Here is a 20,095-nt window from a genome sequence, read left to right as displayed (position 1 = left end):
AATCGTTATTTTTACCGGTTCCGAGGAAAGGCCGTGTCCGGAAGCCGGATCAGCCCGCCCGTAAAACGCCGGAACCGCAAAACCGCATCGTCAGGACAATATTCCGCGAAGTTTCGCAGTTATATAAATAAAATAAAAACCAACGGCAACTGGGTTCTCGTCGCAGACTCCGCCGAAAAGCGTGCGCGGAGCGCGAAGAGGAACCGCTAAAAAACAGGAAACAGACACAATGAACCAATTCTACCTTTTTTATAACTGACAAATTCATTCACTAAAATTTATTGTTTCTATGAAAAAGGGTTTTGTATGGGCAGGGGTGCTGGCAGTCTCGATGGTTGCAAGCGGAGTAACTGCTTACACCGTAACGAAAGCAGCCGACAAGGACAGCTATACGCCCGCCGAATCGTTCGCATCGAACGTCGGCACGCACTTCACCGCCTATGAGGAAGGCGGATATCCAGACCTCACCTATGCGGCCGAAAATGCCGTCAAGGGAGTCGTTAACATTGTCAACACGCAGGAAATCTCGTCCCGCGCAGGTTATCGCGGCGGATACGGCGACGACGGCGGCTTCGAACAGTTCTTCGACCTGTTCGGCATTCCGAGAGGCCAGTACCGGCAACAGCCGGAGCAACAGCCGCGGCCGCAGGAGCGCAAAAGCGGCGGATCGGGCGTCATCATCAGTCCGGACGGCTATATCGTAACGAACCACCACGTGGTGGACAACGCGTCGAAACTGAAAGTGACGCTGAACGATAAACGAACGTTCGACGCCAAAGTCATCGGCACCGACCCGACGACCGAAGTGGCGCTGATCAAAATCGACGCGAACGACCTGCCGACCATTCCGATCGGAAATTCGGACGCTCTGCGTCTCGGCGAGTGGGTGCTGGCCATCGGCAGCCCGTACGGACTGCAGAATACGATCACGGCCGGGATCGTCAGCGCCAAGGGGCGTAGCCTGCAGGCGTTGCCGACGCAGTACAGCCTCGAATCGTTCATCCAGACCGACGCGGCCGTCAATCCGGGCAACAGCGGAGGCGCGCTGGTGAATACCAAAGGCGAGTTGGTCGGCATCAACACGCTGATCCAGTCGCAGACCGGAAGTTACATCGGCTATTCGTTCGCCGTGCCGACCTCGATCGTTAAAAAAGTGGTGGTCGACCTGAAAGAGTACGGCGTCGTACAGCGGGCCATGCTGGGCATCGGCTACAACGCGATCGACGAAGCGTTCCTCGAAAGCGATAAAGGCAAATCGACCGGTATCAAGGAACAAGGCGGTATTTACGTCGGCGAAGTATACCCGGGCAGCGCTGCCGAAGCCGCAGGAATCAAGACGGGCGACATCATCACCGAAATAAACGGGGTGAAAATCGAAGGATCGGCCCAGGTTTCTGAAGAGATCGCCAAGCACCGACCGAACGATAAGATCACGGTAAGCGTAAAAAGAGGCTCGGACGTGAAACAAATCGAAGTGGTCTTGCGTAATAAGACTGGTAACACCGACGTGATCACCAAAGACCAAGTTTCGGCCTACGATGCGCTGAACGGCGAGTTCGCCGAAGTGTCGGAAAAAGCGCTGAAATCGCTTAAGATCAAAGGAGGTGCGGTAGTGACAGGCGTTCACGAAGGAGGATTGCTCGACAAGGCGGGCATCCGCAGAGGATCGGTCATCACGCGGATCAACAACTCGACCATCAGTTCGGTAAACGACCTGAACCGCATTACGTCGGCAATCGAATCGATCGAATGGATCAACCCGGACGGCACGCGCGACCGGTTGCTGATCATGCCGAAATAGGCGGAGAAACTTTCCCCGTTGTTACTTGAGAAACGTTGCAGGCTCTTTCACGGAGCGCTGCAACGTTTCATAAAAGTTTAGTTAGGTATCAACAAGAGAACTATACGATGAGACAATTAAAAATTACCAAATCCATTACCAATCGCGAAAGCGCATCGCTGGACAAATACCTGCAGGAGATTGGCAAAGAGGATTTGATTACCGTAGAGGAAGAGGTAGATCTGGCGCAGCGGATCAAAAAGGGCGACAAGGAAGCCCTCGAAAAACTGACTCGCGCCAACCTTCGGTTCGTGGTTTCCGTTGCGAAACAGTACCAGAACCAGGGCCTGTCGCTGCCTGACCTGATCAACGAGGGGAATTTGGGACTGATCAAGGCCGCCGAGAAGTTCGACGAAACGCGCGGCTTCAAATTTATTTCTTATGCCGTATGGTGGATCCGCCAGTCGATCCTGCAGGCGCTGGCCGAACAGAGCCGCATCGTCCGCCTGCCGCTGAACCAGGTGGGATCGCTCAATAAGATCAACAAGGCGTTCGCCCGGTTCGAGCAAGAGCACGAACGGACTCCGTCGCCCGAAGAGCTGGCCAACGAGCTGGACTTGCCTAAAGAAAAGGTGACCGACACACTCAGGGTTTCGGGACGCCACGTATCGGTGGACGCTCCGTTCTCGGACGGCGAGGACAACAGCCTGCTCGACGTGCTGGTCAACAACGATTCGCCGATCGCCGACCGCGGCCTGATCAACGAATCGCTCGGCACGGAAGTCGAACGCGCCCTGTCGACGCTGACCGACCGCGAACGCGACATCATCAAATATTTCTTCGGGATCGGCTGCTCGGAAATGACGCTCGAAGAGATCGGCGAGAAATTCGGACTGACCCGCGAACGCGTCCGTCAGATCAAAGAAAAAGCAATCCGCCGACTGCGCCACAGCACCCGGAGCAAATTGCTGAAATCCTATCTCGGATAATTCGACGCAATCTACCGCAATCAAAAAACGCCAGCTAAAAATAGCCGGCGTTTTTTATTTCCTCTGGTATCTCGCATCGGACACGTAAAAAAGCCATCCCGGAAAAGGATGGCTTTTATATTCGACGCCGAAAACGGCAGACTACAACGCGTTGACGTGAAGCTGAACGCTGCTTTTCAGGTTGGCGGCTTTATTCTTGTGGATCACATTCGTTTTGGCGAGTTTGTCCAGCATGGCGGTCACCTTCGGAAGCAACGCTACGGCGGCATCCTTCTCAGTCGTATTGCGCAACGCCTTTACGGCATTACGGGCCGTTTTGTGATAATATTTATTCCGGGCGTTTTTCACCTCGGTCTGGCGTATTCTTTTCTTCGATGACTTGTGATTTGCCATTTTCGTAAATTTATTTATTTCATCTTTATTTCGTAGCCCATAGGAGAATCGAACTCCTCTTTCAAGAATGAAAATCTTGCGTCCTAACCGATAGACGAATGGGCCATCGCGCAACCAGATTGACTGATTCAGCGGTGCAAAGGTAGCCAAAAACTGAATATTTGCAAATTTTTCGACGAAAATTTCATCTTTTATTTCCGATTCTTTGGATTCCGGCGAAACCGCCGGCCCGAAAAACCGGCCCCGAACCTCCGCCGGAGCAGGCTACAACTCCCCGGCCCCTTTCTCTTTTCCGGCCGACGCCCGCTGGCGCTTGTCGTACAAAAAATAATCGAGCCCCAGAGCCAGCAGCAGGAAAAAGTTATAGACCGTGCCGGCGACCAACGCAGCGATCAGCAGATAGAGCGTACAGAGCCACGAAACGGCCAGAAACCGTTTCTCGATCCCGCCCGACACGAAATGCAGCAGATAGCACATTCTGCGACGGAAAGTCAGCCCGAGGTAAAATGCGATGAAACACGCCGACACGACGAGTCCCGCCTTCGGATAATCGCGGCTGAGCAACGCCCCGATTACGACGCCAGAAACGACCGCCTGAATCGCTGTTTTCGGAGAAATCTTCATTATTTTCATCGACGGCAAAGGTACTATAAAAATATATTTATAGCTTTGCGGTGTTTTAAAATATTTTTTCATGCCTAACTTATCCGATAAGGGGGTATACCTGCCCCCCTCGCCGATCCGTAAATTGGTACCGTATGCCGAAAAAGCAAAAAGCCGCGGAATCAAAGTCTACCACCTGAACATCGGGCAGCCCGACATCTGCACGCCGCAGGTCGCCGTGGACGCCGTCAAGAATATTTCCGATCACGTCTTCGAATACGGCCATTCGGCGGGTAACGAAAGTTACCGCCGCAAACTGGTCAAATACTACGAAAGCGTCGGCATCGACGTGACGGCCGACGACCTGATGATCACCGTCGGGGGGTCGGAAGCGATTTTCATGGCCATGACCATCTGCCTGAACCCGGGCGACGAGGTACTGGTACCCGAGCCGTTCTACGCCAATTACAACGGCTTCGCGATGGAAGCGGGCGTGAATATCAAGCCGATCTCGTCGACCATCGCCAACGACTTCGCGCTGCCTCCGATGGAGGATTTCGAACGGCTGATTACGCCGCGCACCAAAGCGATTCTGATCTGCAACCCGAACAACCCGACCGGATACGTCTATTCCGAGGAGGAGTACGCGCAACTGCGCGATATCGTGCTGAGGCACGACCTGTACCTGATGGCGGACGAAGTATACCGCGAATTCTGCTACGACGGGACGCAATGCATCTCGGTAATGAACCTCAAGGGAATCGAACAGAACGTGGTAATGATCGACTCGGTGTCGAAACGTTACAGCATGTGCGGCGTACGGCTCGGAACGCTCGTATCGCGCAACAAGGCGATCATCGCCGCCGCGCTGCGGATGGGACAAGCGCGGCTGTGCCCGCCCTATCTGGCCCAGGTGGCGGCCGAAGCGGCGCTGGACACTCCGGCGAGTTATTTCCGGGAAGTGCACGACGAATACGCCGCGCGCCGCAACTGCATCGTCGAGGCGCTGAACAAAATCGAAGGGGTCTACTGCCCGATGCCGAAAGGATCGTTCTACTCGATCGTGAAGCTTCCGATCGACAGCAGCGAGCGTTTCGCCCAATGGCTACTCGAAGAGTTCGAATACAAAGGACAAACCGTCATGCTGGCCCCGGCGACCGGATTCTACGCCTCGTGTTACCTCGGACACGACGAGGTGCGCATCGCCTACGTCATCAAGCGCGAAGACCTGCTGGCCGCCGCCGAATGCCTGCGCGAAGCGCTAAAAGTATATCCGGGCCGCAAAACGACCCGCTAACCCGGTTATCGGAAAATCTGCGGAAAACGCCTGCGGTCACCGATCGCCGGCGTTTTTCAACGCGCCGAGTATTCCGGTCAGAAACTGCCAGAACCGTCCGACGGAAGCGATCTCCAGCTTCTCGTCCGGCGAATGTACGCCGCGAAGGGTCGGACCGATGGATATCATCTCCAGATCGGGATATTTTTGCAAGAACAGACCGCACTCCAGTCCGGCATGGATCGACCGCACCTGCGGTTGCGCGCCGAACAGCTTGTCGTAAACACTGCGGGCCACCTCCAGCAGCCTGGAATCCGGATCGGGATTCCAGCCCGGATAGCCGTCCGAACGACTTACGTCGGCGCCGGCCAGCCGCAGCACCGATTCGACCGATGCCGACGCGGCATCCCGCGCGCTCTGTATCGCAGAACGCTGCGAAGTCGTGATTTCGACCAACAGTTCGCCGACGAATTTGACGGAAGCCAGGTTCGTCGACGTTTCGACCATGCCCGGCATCACCGGACTCATCGCCAGCACGCCGTTCGGCACGCCGCACACGGCGTCCAGCAGACTACGCTGCGCTTCGATATCCATTACCGTATCCGGCGCGGGCATATCGGTCAGCGCCAGATCCATTCCGGTTTCGATCGTCCCGTATTCGCGTTTCAGGTCGTCCCGAAACTCCTCAAAAAAACGCCTGACCCGTTTCACCTCGCGGGACGGAACGCCGAAAACGGCAAACGCCTCGCGCGGGATCGCATTACGCAGGTTCCCGCCGTCGAAATAGGCGAGCCGCAGGTCGATATCGCTCGCGTCGATCCTCCACAAAAAACGGTTCAACACTTTGTTCGAATTGGCCCTGCCCTTTTCGATATCGTCGCCGGAATGACCGCCGAGCAGACCGGAAACGTCGATCCGGAAAAATTCGTAATTCTTGACCGGTTCTTCCTGCCGGTAATTCAGCGTAGCCACCGTATCGATCCCGCCGGCGCAGCCGATAAAAATCTGCCCTTCATCCTCCGAATCGAGGTTGATCAGATACTTGCCGGAAAGCATATCCTCGCCCAGCCCGAAGGCCCCGGTCAGTCCGGTCTCCTCGTCTACCGTGAACAGGCATTCCAGCGGTCCGTGCGGAACGTCCGCCGAAGCCAGCACCGCCAGCTCGGCCGCCATGCCGATGCCGCAGTCGGCGCCGAGCGTCGTGCCGGTCGCCGTAACCCAACCGTCCGCGATGCGCGTCTGGATCGGATCTTTCTCGAAATCGAAATTCACGCTGCTGTTTTTCTCGCACACCATATCCACGTGGCTCTGCAAGACGACGGTCGAACGGTCTTCCATCCCTTCGGTCGCCGGTTTGCGGATCACGAGGTTGCCCACGCCGTCGCGCCGGTACTCCAACCCGTGACTTTTGGCGAAATCGACCAGGTAAGCCATGATCTTCTCCTCTTTCTTGGACGGACGGGGAATCCGGGTTATCTGGTCGAAATAGTCCCACACGATCCGAGGGGTCAATTGTGCAATTTCTGACATTTCCTTAAAAATTTAATCTTCCTTGTAAATGTAATCATAATTTCGTTAGTTTGTACAAAACTTCGGCCAATGATGAATTTCAGAATCGGGCACGGATACGACGTGCACGCATTAGCGCAGGGGCTCCCGTTGTGGCTGGGAGGCATACGTATCGAACACGCCCTCGGCTGCGTCGCCCACTCGGACGGAGACGTACTGATCCATGCGCTGTGCGACGCGTTGCTCGGAGCCGCCGCGATCGGCGACATCGGATTGCATTTTCCGGATACTTCCGAAGCGTACAAAGGCATCGACAGCAAGATCCTGCTGCGCCGTACCGTGGAACTGATCGGACGGCAGGGCTACGCAATCGGGAATGTCGACTGCACGCTCTGTCTGCAACGTCCCAAAATCAAACCGCACATTCCAGCCATGCGCGAAACGCTGGCCTCCGCGATGGGAATCGCTCCGGAAGCCGTATCGGTCAAGGCGACCACCACCGAACGCCTCGGTTTCGTCGGACGCGAAGAGGGGATCGAAGCTCACGCGGTAGCGCTGATCTTCAAACCATAGCCTCCGCTCGCGCCGAAAAAACGAAAAGCCCCGCATCGGTTCGATGCGGGGCTTTTCGTCGGAAGCAATCCGTTATTTTTTTGATTTTGCGATGATCTCGCGGCACTGTTCGAGCGTCAGTTCGGCAGGCACGTACCCTTTCGGGATGCGGTAATTTTTCCCCTGCCAAGCGATATAAGGGCCATAACGGCCGTTCAGTACCTGCAATCCGTCGTCCTCGGGATAAGTGCGGATCGGCTCCTTCGCCTTGGCGTCCTTCTCGCGCTTGTCCCGGATCAGCGATACGGCACGATCCAATTCGATCGTATAAGGATCGTCTGTCTTGCCCAACGAGACGAACTTGCCGTCGTGCCGCACATAAGGCCCGAACCGGCCGATGCCGATCACCACCTCTTTCTCCTCGAACTCGCCGACGGTACGCGGCAGCGTAAACAGGTCGAGCGCCTCTTCGAGCGTGATCGAAGCGATCAACTGCCCTTTTCTCAGGCTCGCAAAACGCGGTTTCTCCGCATCGTCGGCATCGCCGATCTGGGCGACCGGGCCGAAACGTCCGATTTTGACGTAAACCGGCTTGCCGCTTTTCGGATCGGTTCCGAGCAGATGGGGCTGACTGCTTCTGACCGGTTGGCTTTCGAGCGCCCGATCCACCGTCGAATGGAACTTTTCGTAGAACTTACGGATCATATCGACCCAACTTTTATCCCCTTCGGCAATTTCGTCGAACTCCTTTTCGACCATCGCCGTAAAATTATAGTCCATCACATCGGTAAACTGCTGGTCGAGATAATCGGTCACCAACATGCCGATATCGGTCGGAGAAAGCTTGTTTTTCTCTTTCCCTACATGCTCGCTGAGCTCTTTGCGGACAATCTCCCCTTTTTCGAGTTTCAACTGGACATACCCCCGTTTGCCGCCCTCGCGGTTCTCTTTAACCACATAGCCGCGCGTGATGATCGTCGAAATCGTCGGCGCATAGGTGGACGGGCGACCGATCCCCAGCTCTTCAAGCCTTTTGACCAGCGACGCCTCGCTGTAACGCGGCGGACTCTGCGTGAAACGCTGCAACGCCGTAACGCTTTTCGCCTCCGGCCGATCCCCCTGTTTCAACGGGGGCAGCAGCGCCTCTTCGCCCTCCTGCGCCTCGTCTTCGGTCGATTCGGAATACAATTTCAGGAAACCGTCGAACAGCACGGTCTCGCCCGTAGCGACGAAACGCTCCTCCGCATTGCTGATCTCGATATCGACCACCGTCCGTTCGGTCTGGGCCGCCGCCATCTGCGAGGCGATCGTCCGTTTCCAGATCAAATCGTACAGCCTTTTTTCGGCCGGAGCGGCGTCGATCACGGTCTTATCCATGTAAGACGGGCGGATCGCTTCGTGCGCTTCCTGTGCTCCTTTCGTTTTGGTTTTATAGTTGCGGACTTCCGAATATTTTTCACCGAAAAGCTTGACGATCTCCGCTTTCGCCGCAGCGATCGCCTGTCCGGACAAGTTCACCGAATCGGTACGCATATAAGTGATATACCCCGCCTCGTACAACCGCTGCGCTACCGACATCGTCTGGCTCACCGACATACCGAGTTTGCGCCCGGCTTCCTGCTGCAACGTGGACGTGGTGAACGGCGCGGCCGGAGATTTTTTCGACGGCTTGCGCTCGACGTTCCGTACGGTAAAGACGGCGGTCTTGCACTTTTCGAGCAGCGCGAGCGCCTCCTGTTCGGTCGCATAGCGTTTACTGAGTTCGGCCCGGAACGCGGATTTCTTCCCGTCCGCATCGGTAACCGTAAAATCGGCCAGCACCCGGTAATAGGCCGCGGCCTTGAAATCCATGATCTCGCGCTCGCGCTCGACGATCAGCCGTACGGCCACGCTCTGAACGCGTCCGGCCGACAACGACGGCTTGATCTTTTTCCACAGAACCGGCGACAGTTCGAATCCCACCAGACGATCCAGAATCCGGCGCGCCTGCTGGGCATTGACCAGATTCAGGTCGATCGTGCGCGGATTTTCGATGGCATGTAAAATGGCATTTTTCGTGATCTCATGGAAAACGATCCTCTTGGTCTTGTCGTCTTTCAGCCCGAGCACCTGGGACAGGTGCCACGCGATGGCCTCCCCCTCGCGGTCTTCATCGGACGCCAGCCAAACCGTGCCGGCCTCCTTGGCGAGTTTTTCCAACTCCGCTACCGTCTTCTTCTTATCGGGAGATATTTCGTAATGCGGTGTAAAATCATTTTGGATGTCGATTCCCAACTCTTTCTTCGATAGGTCCCGGATATGCCCGAAACTGGATTTTACCACATAGCCCTTACCCAAAAATTTTTCGATAGTCTTTGCTTTGGCCGGAGACTCCACGATCACCAGATTTTCCTGCATAAATATTTTCGTTTTTCGGCGGTCCGGTTGCCCGATACCGCGACTTTCATTATTGTATTATAAAGAGAAAACCTAAAGTTCTACTCCTTTAGGTTTCGTTGATTTGTTTCCGAATCATTTTACCAACGTATAAGCGACGATCACCCGCAACGGCGGATCGCTCGCCCCGGTCTTCAGCTTCACCTGTTTGAATTCGGCGAGTAGGTCTCCGCCGGGGCCCAGCGTCATCGTCCGAGGAGCGCTGTCGGGCTTGGCGATCAGTTTTTGCAGAAAGATCGTGATGTCGGTAGCGTAATTGCCGTTCGTCCGATCCAGATAACCTCCGTATATCAGGCTCGTGCCGGAACTCGTTTCGTAAGTATAGTCGTAGTCCGGAATCCCGGTAAACTTCCTATAATCCGAATAGGAACCGATCCGCGAAGGCGCCTGATTGAAATTCTCTGCGGTAGGATCGGCCAGCGACCAGACCAGCGACGCTTTGTTGATAACCATCGAATTGTACGGAGCGACGACCTTCCCGAGCAACTGATCGACGAAATCGTCGGTAAACCGCACGAACGTAGCCACCCCGCCCAGCGTCTGCACATAACCGTACGGCAGCGGCGTCGAAGTCGTCAGCGTATCGTTGATCCCCTGAATCGGAGTTCCCGTGTAATCATGGCTGATCATACTGACATGGGCCTGATTGAACAGCGTATTGTCGAACGAATAATAAGTAATGACCGTATCTTTGGGAGTCGTCGCCGTCGCATCGGTAAAGTTGCGAGTATAGAGCCCCATCTCCATCGACGCCAGGGCGAGCCGGTAAACGCACGCATCGGGGTCGGACGAAGGATCCGGAGCAAAACAGAATCCCTTATACGCATCGTGGAACAGGGAATCGCTGGTATAAGTCCCCCCCGTGGTATCCATCAGCCGGTGGGCGAACTCGATAGCGGCTTCGCTGTCCAGCTTCAGCATCACTTCTTCGGACGGGACGCCGGTTATCTCGAAACTGAACAGCACCTTGTCGCTCACGATGGAAGACGGGTCGAAATCGGCATAATAAGTCGTATCGCTGTCCAAGTACCCGGTCAGTTCGTAGATATTGAATTTCTGGGTTTTGCTCGAGTCGCCGTAAAACGAACCGTTGAACGTCAGCCACAACATCAACGAGTCGAACACCGGCGCGATACCGAACATTTCGCTGCCCGTCGTAAAATAATTCATGTTGTACTGGGCGCAAAAAGAGGCTTTCGTCCGGCCGAAAACCGGATCCCAACCCGATCCCATATAACCGTAGACCATTCCGCTCGTCGGGAACGAATCCGACTCGGTCAGGTAAGTGTCGATACCGCGCAAAGTGTCCAAACAGACCTTCATCTGCTCGTCGTCGGGAATGAAATCGTCCCCGAACTGATTATCCACTTTCGTACAAGAAAACAAGATGGCTGCCGTGAGCAACAGTGTCGCTGCGATCCCTCTTCGATTCGGCCTATTCATTTGCGAGTATTTTGTTGTAAAACGCCTGATAATGATCCAGATATTCTGCCGTCGTTTTATCCTGGAACTCCAGAAAAGGCTTTTTCTTTTCATGCAGGAAATCCACGATCGGCGCAGCAGGCTCCGGCGTCTCGAAAATTACGCCGTCCGCATAGTTGATAACGAACTTCATCAGGTTTTCGTATGTGGGATCGTCCAGATAATCGAGATATTTTTTAGGCACGCCCTCGCCCTGTATCTTGGCTTTGAACTTTTTGTCCAGCTCTCCTTCGAACGCATCGTCGTAAAGCGAAACGACGATCTTCACTTTTTTGAATATCGGATCGTCTGCGAACAGATTGCGCAGGTAAACCGGCACGATCGAAGAGAACCATCCGTGGCAGTGCACCACGTCCGGCGTCCAGCGCAGTTTTTTGACCGTCTCCAGCACCCCCCTGGCAAAAAAGATGGCCCGCTCGTCGTTGTCCGGGAACAAAACGCCGTTCTCGTCGCGGACGATCGCCTTGCGGTGAAAATAATCTTCGTTGTCGATAAAATAGATCTGCACCCTCGCCGCAGGAATCGAAGCGACCTTAATGATCAGCTGATGGTCGTTGTTATCGATGATCAGGTTCATTCCCGACAGGCGGATCACCTCGTGCAACTGGTTGCGCCGTTCGTTGATCAAACCGTAACGCGGCATGAAGGTTCGAATCTCATTTCCTCGTTCCTGCATATTTTGGGAGAGCGTTCTGCATAAAACGGACATATCGCTTTCAGGGAGATACGGAGTTATTTCCTGACAGACATAAAGAATTTTGCAGTTACTCATTGGTACGAATTTTTCATCAATAGGATTTGAGACCTGATACAAAGATACTATTTTTTTTACGATTACCGTGCTGCGCAACGGCTTTTTTGCCCGTTTACAGGATCAGCATGGCATCGCCGTAGGTCCCGAAACGGTATTCCTCCGTACGGGCCACTTCGTAAGCGTCCATCAACAGGTCGTAACCGGCAAAAGCCGCCACCATCATCAACTGCGTCGAATAGGGCAGGTGGAAATTGGTGATCATGCAGTTGGCCACGCTGAATTCGTACGGTTCGAATATAAACTTGTTGGTCCAGCCTTCGAACGGCTTCAGCCGGCCGTCGGTAGACACGGAACTCTCGATCGAACGCATCACCGTCGTACCGACCGCGCAAACCTTGCCGCCCGCATCCTTGACTTCGTTCACCCGTTCGGCAGTCTGCTGCGGAATAATCACCTGTTCCGAATCCATTTTGTGCTTGGTCAAATCCTCTACGTCCACCGTCCGGAAATTTCCGAGGCCGACGTGCAATGTCAGGAAAGCCATATGGATTCCTTTGATTTCCATTCGCTTGAGCAGGTGCTTACTGAAGTGCAAGCCGGCTGTCGGCGCAGCTACGGCTCCTTCGTTTTTGGCGAATATGGTCTGGTAACGCTCGTCGTCGATCGGCTCAACCTTCGTACGGATCCACTTGGGCAGCGGCGTCTCGCCCAGTTTGAACAGGGCGGCCTTGAATTCGTCGTAATCGCCGTCGAACAGGAAACGCAACGTCCGTCCACGGGAAGTCGTATTGTCGATCACCTCGGCCACCAGCAGGTCGTCGTCACCGAAATAGAGTTTGTTTCCGATCCTGATCTTGCGGGCCGGATCCACCAGAACATCCCACAACCGGAGTTCCCGGTTCAGCTCGCGCAACAGGAAGATCTCGATCTCGGCGCCCGTTTTCTCTTTGTTGCCGTACAGGCGGGCCGGAAACACCTTGGTATCGTTGAAAGTGAAAATATCCCCCGGCTTGAAATAATCGACTACGTCTTTGAAAACCCGATGCTCGATTTTTCCAGTTTTGCGGTTCAGCACCATCAGCCGGGATTCGTCCCGGCACTCGGCCGGATATTTGGCCAACATATCGGCCGTGAAATTGTAATTATACTGAGATAATTTCATTATTTATTGAAATGAACTTTGGAATCTGCAAATTCAAACGGGACAATACTATTTATACGCAAAATTTTGGCTTTTGTTTCACTGCGCCGATCTTTTTCGCGCGAACGGAGCCTCCGGCCTACCGGCGCACGTCCTCCGTTCCATCCGGATCGGGAAACAGCAGCCCCTGCACCTGCGGAAGCGTATAGGCGTCTTCCAGCGTGAAATCGCCGCTACGGGTACGGCAAAGCGCCGTCAGGTAGGCCCCGCTGCCCAGCTTTTCACCGAGATCGCGGGCGATCGAACGAATATAAGTTCCCTTGCTGCACCGGATCCGGAGCGTCGCCCGGGGCGGTTCGAAAGACTCGAGCCGCATCCCGTACACGGTAACCGGCGCGCGGCGCATCTCCACTTCCGTCCCCTGCCGGGCGTATTCGTAGGCCCGTTTGCCATCGATCGACTTGGCCGAATAGACCGGAGGCAACTGCATCTGTTCGCCCTCCATCGCGCGCAAGGCTTCTTCGAGCATCTGCCGCGTAATATGTTCGTAGGGGAAAGTCCGGTCGACCGGGTGTTCCATATCGAAACTGGGCGTAGTCGCTCCCAACGCCAGCGTCGTCAGGTACTCTTTCGGCTGCGCCTGCAACGCTTCGGCCTGTTTGGTCGCGCGTCCCAGACACACGATCAGGACGCCGGTGGCCAGCGGATCGAGCGTGCCGGCATGTCCGACCTTGATCTTGCGATGTCCCAGCCGGCGCATTATTACCTTAATTTTTCGGACGACGTCCGAAGAGGTCCACCCAAGGGGTTTGTCGATAGGAAGCACATACCCTTCGGCAAAGGGCAGATCGGCAGAAAGCGGTTGTTTCAAAATGAATTTTTTTAAGACTGTTCAATTCGGATTCAGACCAGCGAATAGACGATGGACGCCGCGCCGACCAACAGGCAGTACACGGCAAAATAGATCAGCTTGCCCCGCTTCACGATCCCGATCATCCAGCGGCAGGCAATGAATCCCGACACGAAGGCCGTAACGAAACCGGCCAGCAGCGCAACGGCCGAAATTCCGCTCTCGGAAGGGTGGAACCCGCCCTTCATCGCATCGAGGAATGCCTCGCCGAGAATCGGGATCAGCACCATCAGGAACGAAAACCGGGCTACTTCTTCCTTGCGGTCGCCGAGCATCAGTCCGGTCGAAATAGTCGATCCGGAACGCGAAAGACCGGGCAGGATCGCCGCGAAAGCCTGCGCGAGCCCGATTACGAAAGCATCCTTGAACGAAATTTCCGCTTTCTGCCGGGGACGGGCGTAATAGGCGAAAGACAACAGCGCAGCCGTAATCAGCAACGAAATCCCCACGACCAACAATCCGGATGCGAAAAGTTCCTCCACATAATCCTTAAAGAAAAATCCGACGATCGCCACCGGTACCATCGAAAGCATTATTTTGCAAATATAGATCGTTTCGTCGTTCCACTGGAAACGAAAAAATCCGGCGATCAACCGGGCCAGTTCGTTGCGGAAAACCACAATCGTGCTGCATACCGTAGCGGCGTGCACCGCGACGGCGAAAGTCAGGTTCTCTTCGCCCTGAAGACCGAACAACGTATTGAAAATCTGTAAATGGCCGGAACTGCTCACCGGCAAAAACTCCGTAAGTCCCTGTACCAGCCCCAAGACGACCGCTTCCCACACCTCCATCGGTTACTCCTCCTTTTTCGGTTTCTTCATAATAGCGTAAATCTCGAAGGCGAAACCGCCCAGCACCAACAGCGGAGCGAGCGTAATGCGCCGGAAACTGAACATATCCTCGTTGAACACGTTCGGATCGTCGCTGCCGCCGCCGCTCATCAGGATAAATCCGAGGACGATCACGGCAAAGCCGATCAGCATCAACTTATAATTGGTAAAAGTCAACGGCATCCGGTTCGATTTTCCGGCGTCCGTCGTGTTTTTCTCATTTTTTTTCATCCGTTCTCCGTGTTTATGACGGCAGGCCCGCCGCCTGTTATGCTCTAAAATATAACGCAACCGGCCGGCAATCATTGTAAAACCGGGCCGGATTCCGAAAAAATCAATACAAATACAACTTATCGGTCCGCATCCGCAGGAATTTACGAACGGCGAAAGCGGTGAACACCAGCGAAATGAGAATACCCCCCACCATCATCGCCCCGAAAATGAACAGCAGTTGCAACTGATCCGAAACGAACTTCACCTCCGGCAGCCCTTCGTGCAGCCCGGCGATCATCACGGCCAGCATCGCCCACGAGATCAGCCCGGCATAGATTCCCTGCAAGATACTGCCGCCCAGGAACGGCTTCGTAATAAACCAGCGCGTGGCCCCGACCAGCTTCATCGTATGGATCAGGTAACGTTTCGAGAAAATCGTAACGCGGATCGTATTGTTCAGCAGGATCAGCGAAATAATCAGCAGCGCGCCGCCGAACAGCAACAGCACCAGGTTGAATTTATTGATGTTGGACGTAACCTGCTCGATCACGTTCCGCTGGTAGACCACCTCGTCGACCCCGTCCCACGACATGACCTGCTTCTCGAGGGCCGACAGCGCCCCTGTTTCGGCCGAACGTCCGTCCAGTTTCACCTCGTAGGAATCCGGCAGCGGATTCGTCTGCAGAAATTCGACGAAATCGCTTCCCAGATAGGCCTGGAAATCGGCCGCCGCCTGGTCTTTCGGAATGAATTTCACTTCCCGGATCGCGGGGTTCGTCTCCAACTGCCGCTTTACCGCAGCGGAAGTCTCCTCCGGAATGCCGTCTTTCAGCATCACGAACACCGACACGTTCTCTTTCAGCCGGTTCGAAGCGTTCAGCGCGCCGAGGATCAGGTATCCCACCGCGCCGAGCAGAAAGAGCACCAGCGCGATGCTGACCGTCGAAATAATGTAGGCATTCCGAACCTTGCGTTTGATTTTCCTGTTATTGTTTACAGCCATAACCTAATCAGCTATTTTCCGTTTGTTTGCGTTTGCGTACCGCCGCGACGGAGACGGCTGCGACCAGCCCGGCCAAAAGCAACAGCGAACAGGCGCGCGTAACGGCCGTCAGCGCCGCATAGTGCGGAGCGCGGAAACGGAACTCGACCGTATGGTTTCCCGCCGGCAACGCCATCGCCCGCAGCACGTAATCGGCACGAAAATAGGGCGCCTCTTCGCCGTCGACATAGGCCGTCCATCCGTGCGGATAATAAATTTCGGAGAATACGGCGACCCCTTCCGCCGGGGCCGTATATTCGTAACGTTGCAGATTGACCCTGTATTCGGTCATCCGGATCGACGCAGTCGAGTCGGCCGCCGGCACGACTCCCTGCAACGCATCGGCGAAGCGCTCGTCGACTACGGCCACCCGTTTGGTATCGGTCGTCGTCAGCGCATCGATCTCCAGATCGGGGGTTTCGACGAAAGCTACCGAATCGACGAACCAGGCGGCGCCGTTGGCTTCCGGATTATGCTGCACGGATAACCGGCCCGTCTGTTGATCCGGCACGATGACGTAGCGCGTATTGAGCATATTGTACACGTTCATATTCATCTTCGACAGATGGCGGTCGATCAGATCCTGGTAGCGGTGCAGCTTGGCTCCGTGGTAGCCGCCGACCGAACGGTGGAAATAGGAAGTCGAAGCGTCGTTGAACGTGCTGACCGAAAGATTCAGCACCCGGTATCCGGGCTCGCCGGTCGAGTCGGCCAGGATCTGCCGGTCGGCCTCCGTCGGACGGATTTCGGCCCGGTTCGGCAAAACGAATGTGTCGCCGTTCAGATAGCGCAGGTTGACGGGCACCATATCGGCCGTCACCAACACGCCGAGCAGCAGCACGAAAGCCGTCTTCTTGATCTTTTCCGCCGCGAACGCCCAGACTACGCCGGCCGCCAACAGCACGAACAGCAACGAACGGAACGCATCGGCCCGCATCATCGAGGCGCGCTCGGAACGCATCGCCGAAGCCACCTCCTGCGGAAGCTGATCTTCGCCCTGACCGGAAAACGACATCAGCGCGCCGCCGAACACGAGGAACAGCAACGCGATTCCTCCGACCGTCAGCACCGCCGATCGAAGTCCTTTCATCAACCGCTGCCGGTCGAATTCGCCGCACCAGAGCCGCTGCAACACGACGGCCATCAGAAACGGCACGCTCCATTCGGCGATCACCAAGATCATCGACACGGTGCGGAACTTATTGTACATCGGGAAATAGTTGAAAAACAACTCGGTGAATCCCATAAAATTACTTCCCCAGGACAACAGCACCGCGAGCAGAGTCACGACGAACACCCACCATTTCGAACGCCCGCGCAGCACGAACATGCCGAGCACGGCCAGCAACAACGCCACGGCCCCCAGGTAAACGGGGCCGCTGGTCATCGGCTGGGGCCCCCAGTACGCGGGAACCTGCGAAACGTCGGCGCGGTAATTCCTCAGCACCCCGGCGACCTCCCCGTCCTGCGAAAACCCGCCTTGCGAAGTTCCCCCGTACAGGTTCGGAATCAGCATGTTGAAAGTCTCCGCCTTACCGTAACTCCACGCCGTAGCGTACTGCAGGCCGAGTCCGTCCTGCTTCTTCCCATCAGCGGAAGTCAGTTCGCTACCGCCGCGCATCGTCTCGGACGAATGGCTGTCGATATAATAAAGCATTCCCGCATTACTCCCTACGGCCAGCACGGCCGCCAGCGCCAGCAGTCCGGTCGCTTTGGCAAAATGCGGCAATATCCTTTCCCGGATCGAAAGCACCAACTCGTTGACCCAGAAAGCAATCAAAATAAATAAGAAATAATAGGTAATCTGCGGGTGATTGACCCCGATTTCGATCGTGGCGAAAACACCGGTCAGCGCGGCGCCAATCCACATATTCCGCCGGAACGCGTAATACACGCCGCCGAACAGCATCGGAGCGAAGGCCAGCGCGAGCATCTTTGTAATGTGTCCGGCCCCTATAATGATGAAGAAATAGGTCGAAAAACCGTAAGCGAGAGCCGGAACGATTCCGATCCACGGATTGAACCGCATACACAACAGCATGAAGAAAAACATCGCCATCGCAATGAAAATCAGCGAAGCGGGCTGTCCGAGGAAATAAAATACGCGGGCCAGCGTCTTGATGATCGTGCCTTCGTACTGTACGTTGATCAGGTAGGCCGGCATCCCGCTGAACATATTGCCTTCCCATTGCGGATCTTCGCCATACTTCGCACGGTGCTGCATAATGTCTTCGACACTGCCCTTATATTGCAGAATATCGTGCTGAGCCAGCACTTTCCCGTCGAACTGCGGGGCGAAATAGAACAGGTTGATCACGACGAAAACGACCAGCGCCACCAATATCGGCATCCATCGTTTGAGGGCTTGTTTAGACTCCATGCGGATAAGCTAATAAATGTCAGTCTGCAAAGTAACGAAAAAATGTTGAGAATTCCCCACCCGCGCTCTAATTCCCGGCCGGGAATCCGTCGATCCGCTCCGGCAGCCGGTCGAAACCGTAATAGACGGTTTCGATCTTCTCCGGGAAAACTTTTACGACCCGGAATCCGGAACGGTCGTTGCCCAGCGGCCGACCGGCGGCCCCGGCGGTATGGAATCGCACGCCCCCAAACGAACCCGAAGCGCAGAAATGCAGGTGCCCGGACAGGTAACAGTCCACGCCGTACCGCGCGAACAGGTCGAGGTACTTTCCGCGGCGAACGGACGGGATATTTTCGTAACGGTCCTTCTCATCGGCCGATTCGAGAAAAAACGGATGATGTCCCAGCACGATCGTACGGCCATACCTCCGGGAGCGTTTCAGTTTCGCCGCGAGCCATCTCCACTGCTTCCGCTCGCGGTCGGGACAATCGGCCCAGACGACCGGCGTATTCAACCCGATCAGGTAAGCGCCGCGGTGTGCGAATGCGAAACGGTCGTAACCGTACTTTTTAATATAAGCCTCGACCAGCCGGTCTCTTGCCTCGTTGCCCACGTCGTGGTTGCCCGGCGTAAAATAGACCGGGATCGCCGGATCGATCCGGGCGATCAACCGGTCGAATTCGGCCACTTGTCCGGCGTCGTTCAGGTCGTGCACCATATCGCCCGTCACGACCACGAACGCGGGCCGCAGCCGGTTGATCGCATCGGTAAAAAGCTCCATCAACTCCGTCTCGCGGGCGTAGGAACGGTTGTCGTCGATAAATCCCAACTGCGGATCGCTCAGTTGGATAAAAAAGAACGGATCGCTGCGCTTTTGCGCGGCGACGGAGGAGGCGACGCTTCCCAGAATCATAATCCAAACCAGCAGTTTTCCCATTTTTACAGTTCCCCGTTCGCCGCCGTGATTATTTCAACAACGCTTCGACAAAGACGGGAAAGTGGTCGGACGGATGATTGCGCCCGTCCGAATCGGTCAGGATGCCGAATTTCAGCACCGTCACGCGGTCGTTGACGAACAGGAAGTCGATCTTGCCTTTTTTCATCAACCGCTCCGGAACCTTCACCCCGAAATCGGTGTAACTCCAACCCGGCGTATAGGGCGGCGTCTGCGACACGGCTTCCGCATCGGAAAAAGCGCTCAGCATCACCTCGACCGGATCGCTCCCGGCCCCCGAGTTGAAATCGCCGGAACAAAAGACCGGATACTTCTCCCCGACCGTCTCGCGGATCCGGGCGACCAGCAGTTCGGCCGACTTATGCCGCGCCACGGGACCGATATGGTCGAAATGCGTATTGAAAAAGTAAAACACCCGACGCGTGGCGCGGTCCTTCATCTTGGCCCACGTACAGATCCGGTTCAAAGCGGCGTCCCAGCCTTTCGACACCTTTTCGGGCGTTTCGGAGAGCCAGAATGTTCCGCTGTCGAGTACCTGAATCCGGTCGACGCGGTAGAAAATCGCTGAGAACTCGCCTCCCGCCTCCCCGTCGCGGCCGACGCCGACCGACGCGAAACCGGGCATTTGTTGCAGGTCTTCCATCTGCTCGGGACGGGCCTCCTGCACGCCGACAACATCGTACTCATGAAATAAAATCAGCGCTTTAACCCGTTCCTTACGGTTCGGCCACGCATTTTCGCCGTCGCCGGGGTTGTTGCAACGGATGTTGTAGGAACCTATGTTCAGCGGACGGTTGCGGGCAACGAGACTATCGGCGCCGAACAACAGGATCAGCGCCGACAGATACAAGATCAATCTGTTCATGCC

General features: G+C 55.5%; 18 protein-coding genes and 1 tRNA gene. 4 read left to right on the top strand and 15 right to left on the bottom strand.

The annotated features are described in order from the left end of the window. Window positions 1-289: 289 nt before the first annotated feature. Together C1A08_RS06895 and C1A08_RS06890 are read left to right on the top strand one after the other, a co-directional pair. The gene (locus tag C1A08_RS06895; RefSeq protein WP_101572317.1) at window positions 290-1,801 is read left to right on the top strand and encodes a Do family serine endopeptidase; all 1,512 of its coding nucleotides are present in this window, start codon (window positions 290-292) and stop codon (window positions 1,799-1,801) included. Between the two features lie 107 nt (window positions 1,802-1,908). After that, a complete protein-coding gene (locus tag C1A08_RS06890; RefSeq protein ID WP_055205283.1) occupies window positions 1,909-2,769 on the top strand; it encodes a sigma-70 family RNA polymerase sigma factor in 861 nt (286 codons plus the stop codon). Window positions 2,770-2,910: 141 nt separating this feature from the next. Here the strand turns inward: C1A08_RS06890 and rpsT are convergent, their stop codons facing one another. From rpsT to C1A08_RS06875, 3 genes are all read right to left on the bottom strand, one after another. Continuing rightward, window positions 2,911-3,162: a 30S ribosomal protein S20 gene (gene rpsT, locus C1A08_RS06885; RefSeq protein ID WP_055205282.1), complete on the bottom strand. Its 252-nt coding sequence runs from the start codon at window positions 3,160-3,162 to the stop codon at window positions 2,911-2,913. Between the two features lie 33 nt (window positions 3,163-3,195). Then, window positions 3,196-3,267 (bottom strand) — tRNA-Glu (locus C1A08_RS06880). Between the two features lie 159 nt (window positions 3,268-3,426). Next, window positions 3,427-3,795 (bottom strand): hypothetical protein, encoded by a 369-nt coding sequence (locus tag C1A08_RS06875; protein ID WP_147387404.1) that lies wholly within the window; start codon window positions 3,793-3,795, stop codon window positions 3,427-3,429. Window positions 3,796-3,856: 61 nt separating this feature from the next. Between C1A08_RS06875 and C1A08_RS06870 the strand changes: the two genes are divergently transcribed. Then, window positions 3,857-5,062 (top strand): pyridoxal phosphate-dependent aminotransferase, encoded by a 1,206-nt coding sequence (locus tag C1A08_RS06870; RefSeq protein ID WP_055205280.1) that lies wholly within the window; start codon window positions 3,857-3,859, stop codon window positions 5,060-5,062. A 36-nt stretch (window positions 5,063-5,098) separates the two neighbouring features. On the opposite strand, the gene C1A08_RS06865 is transcribed toward C1A08_RS06870, so the two are convergent. Further along, window positions 5,099-6,571 (bottom strand): aminoacyl-histidine dipeptidase, encoded by a 1,473-nt coding sequence (locus C1A08_RS06865; RefSeq protein WP_101572313.1) that lies wholly within the window; start codon window positions 6,569-6,571, stop codon window positions 5,099-5,101. A gap of 69 nt (window positions 6,572-6,640) precedes the next feature. Between C1A08_RS06865 and ispF the strand changes: the two genes are divergently transcribed. Further along, window positions 6,641-7,123 (top strand): 2-C-methyl-D-erythritol 2,4-cyclodiphosphate synthase, encoded by a 483-nt coding sequence (gene ispF / locus C1A08_RS06860; RefSeq protein WP_101572311.1) that lies wholly within the window; start codon window positions 6,641-6,643, stop codon window positions 7,121-7,123. A gap of 72 nt (window positions 7,124-7,195) precedes the next feature. On the opposite strand, the gene topA is transcribed toward ispF, so the two are convergent. From topA to C1A08_RS06805, 11 genes are all read right to left on the bottom strand, one after another. Next, the gene (topA, locus tag C1A08_RS06855) at window positions 7,196-9,499 is read right to left on the bottom strand and encodes a type I DNA topoisomerase (protein WP_101572309.1); all 2,304 of its coding nucleotides are present in this window, start codon (window positions 9,497-9,499) and stop codon (window positions 7,196-7,198) included. Window positions 9,500-9,613: 114 nt separating this feature from the next. Then, window positions 9,614-10,981, bottom strand: a complete 1,368-nt coding sequence (locus C1A08_RS06850; RefSeq protein ID WP_172970806.1) for a DUF4270 family protein — start codon at window positions 10,979-10,981, stop codon at window positions 9,614-9,616. Then, window positions 10,974-11,792, bottom strand: coding sequence for a glycogen/starch synthase (locus tag C1A08_RS06845; RefSeq protein ID WP_101572305.1), 819 nt, complete (start codon window positions 11,790-11,792; stop codon window positions 10,974-10,976). Before C1A08_RS06845 ends, C1A08_RS06850 begins: the two co-directional genes overlap by 8 nt. A gap of 94 nt (window positions 11,793-11,886) precedes the next feature. Beyond that, window positions 11,887-12,936 carry a tRNA preQ1(34) S-adenosylmethionine ribosyltransferase-isomerase QueA gene (queA, locus tag C1A08_RS06840; protein WP_101572303.1) on the bottom strand — a complete coding sequence of 350 codons (1,050 nt, stop codon included), beginning with the start codon at window positions 12,934-12,936 and terminating at the stop codon, window positions 11,887-11,889. 118 nt (window positions 12,937-13,054) lie between these two features. Beyond that, entirely contained in the window at window positions 13,055-13,786 is a 732-nt protein-coding gene (truB, locus tag C1A08_RS06835) for a tRNA pseudouridine(55) synthase TruB (RefSeq protein ID WP_257937059.1), read from the bottom strand. A 32-nt stretch (window positions 13,787-13,818) separates the two neighbouring features. Then, a complete protein-coding gene (locus C1A08_RS06830) occupies window positions 13,819-14,616 on the bottom strand; it encodes an undecaprenyl-diphosphate phosphatase (RefSeq protein WP_101572301.1) in 798 nt (265 codons plus the stop codon). A 3-nt stretch (window positions 14,617-14,619) separates the two neighbouring features. Further along, entirely contained in the window at window positions 14,620-14,886 is a 267-nt protein-coding gene (locus C1A08_RS06825) for a DUF3098 domain-containing protein (protein WP_055205271.1), read from the bottom strand. A 103-nt stretch (window positions 14,887-14,989) separates the two neighbouring features. Further along, window positions 14,990-15,871 (bottom strand): cell division protein FtsX, encoded by an 882-nt coding sequence (locus tag C1A08_RS06820; protein WP_055205270.1) that lies wholly within the window; start codon window positions 15,869-15,871, stop codon window positions 14,990-14,992. A gap of 7 nt (window positions 15,872-15,878) precedes the next feature. After that, the gene (locus tag C1A08_RS06815) at window positions 15,879-18,290 is read right to left on the bottom strand and encodes a YfhO family protein (protein ID WP_101572299.1); all 2,412 of its coding nucleotides are present in this window, start codon (window positions 18,288-18,290) and stop codon (window positions 15,879-15,881) included. Window positions 18,291-18,357: 67 nt separating this feature from the next. Beyond that, window positions 18,358-19,209 carry a metallophosphoesterase gene (locus tag C1A08_RS06810; RefSeq protein WP_055205268.1) on the bottom strand — a complete coding sequence of 284 codons (852 nt, stop codon included), beginning with the start codon at window positions 19,207-19,209 and terminating at the stop codon, window positions 18,358-18,360. Between the two features lie 28 nt (window positions 19,210-19,237). Beyond that, window positions 19,238-20,092, bottom strand: a complete 855-nt coding sequence (locus C1A08_RS06805) for an endonuclease/exonuclease/phosphatase family protein (RefSeq protein WP_055205267.1) — start codon at window positions 20,090-20,092, stop codon at window positions 19,238-19,240. Window positions 20,093-20,095 lie beyond the last annotated feature (3 nt).

The sequence above is a fragment of the Alistipes sp. cv1 genome, from assembly GCF_900240235.1.
GTDB classification, from domain to species: domain Bacteria; phylum Bacteroidota; class Bacteroidia; order Bacteroidales; family Rikenellaceae; genus Alistipes_A; species Alistipes_A hominis.
Note: the sequence above shows the minus strand (reverse complement) of the source record. Positions and strands in the feature narration are given on the sequence as shown.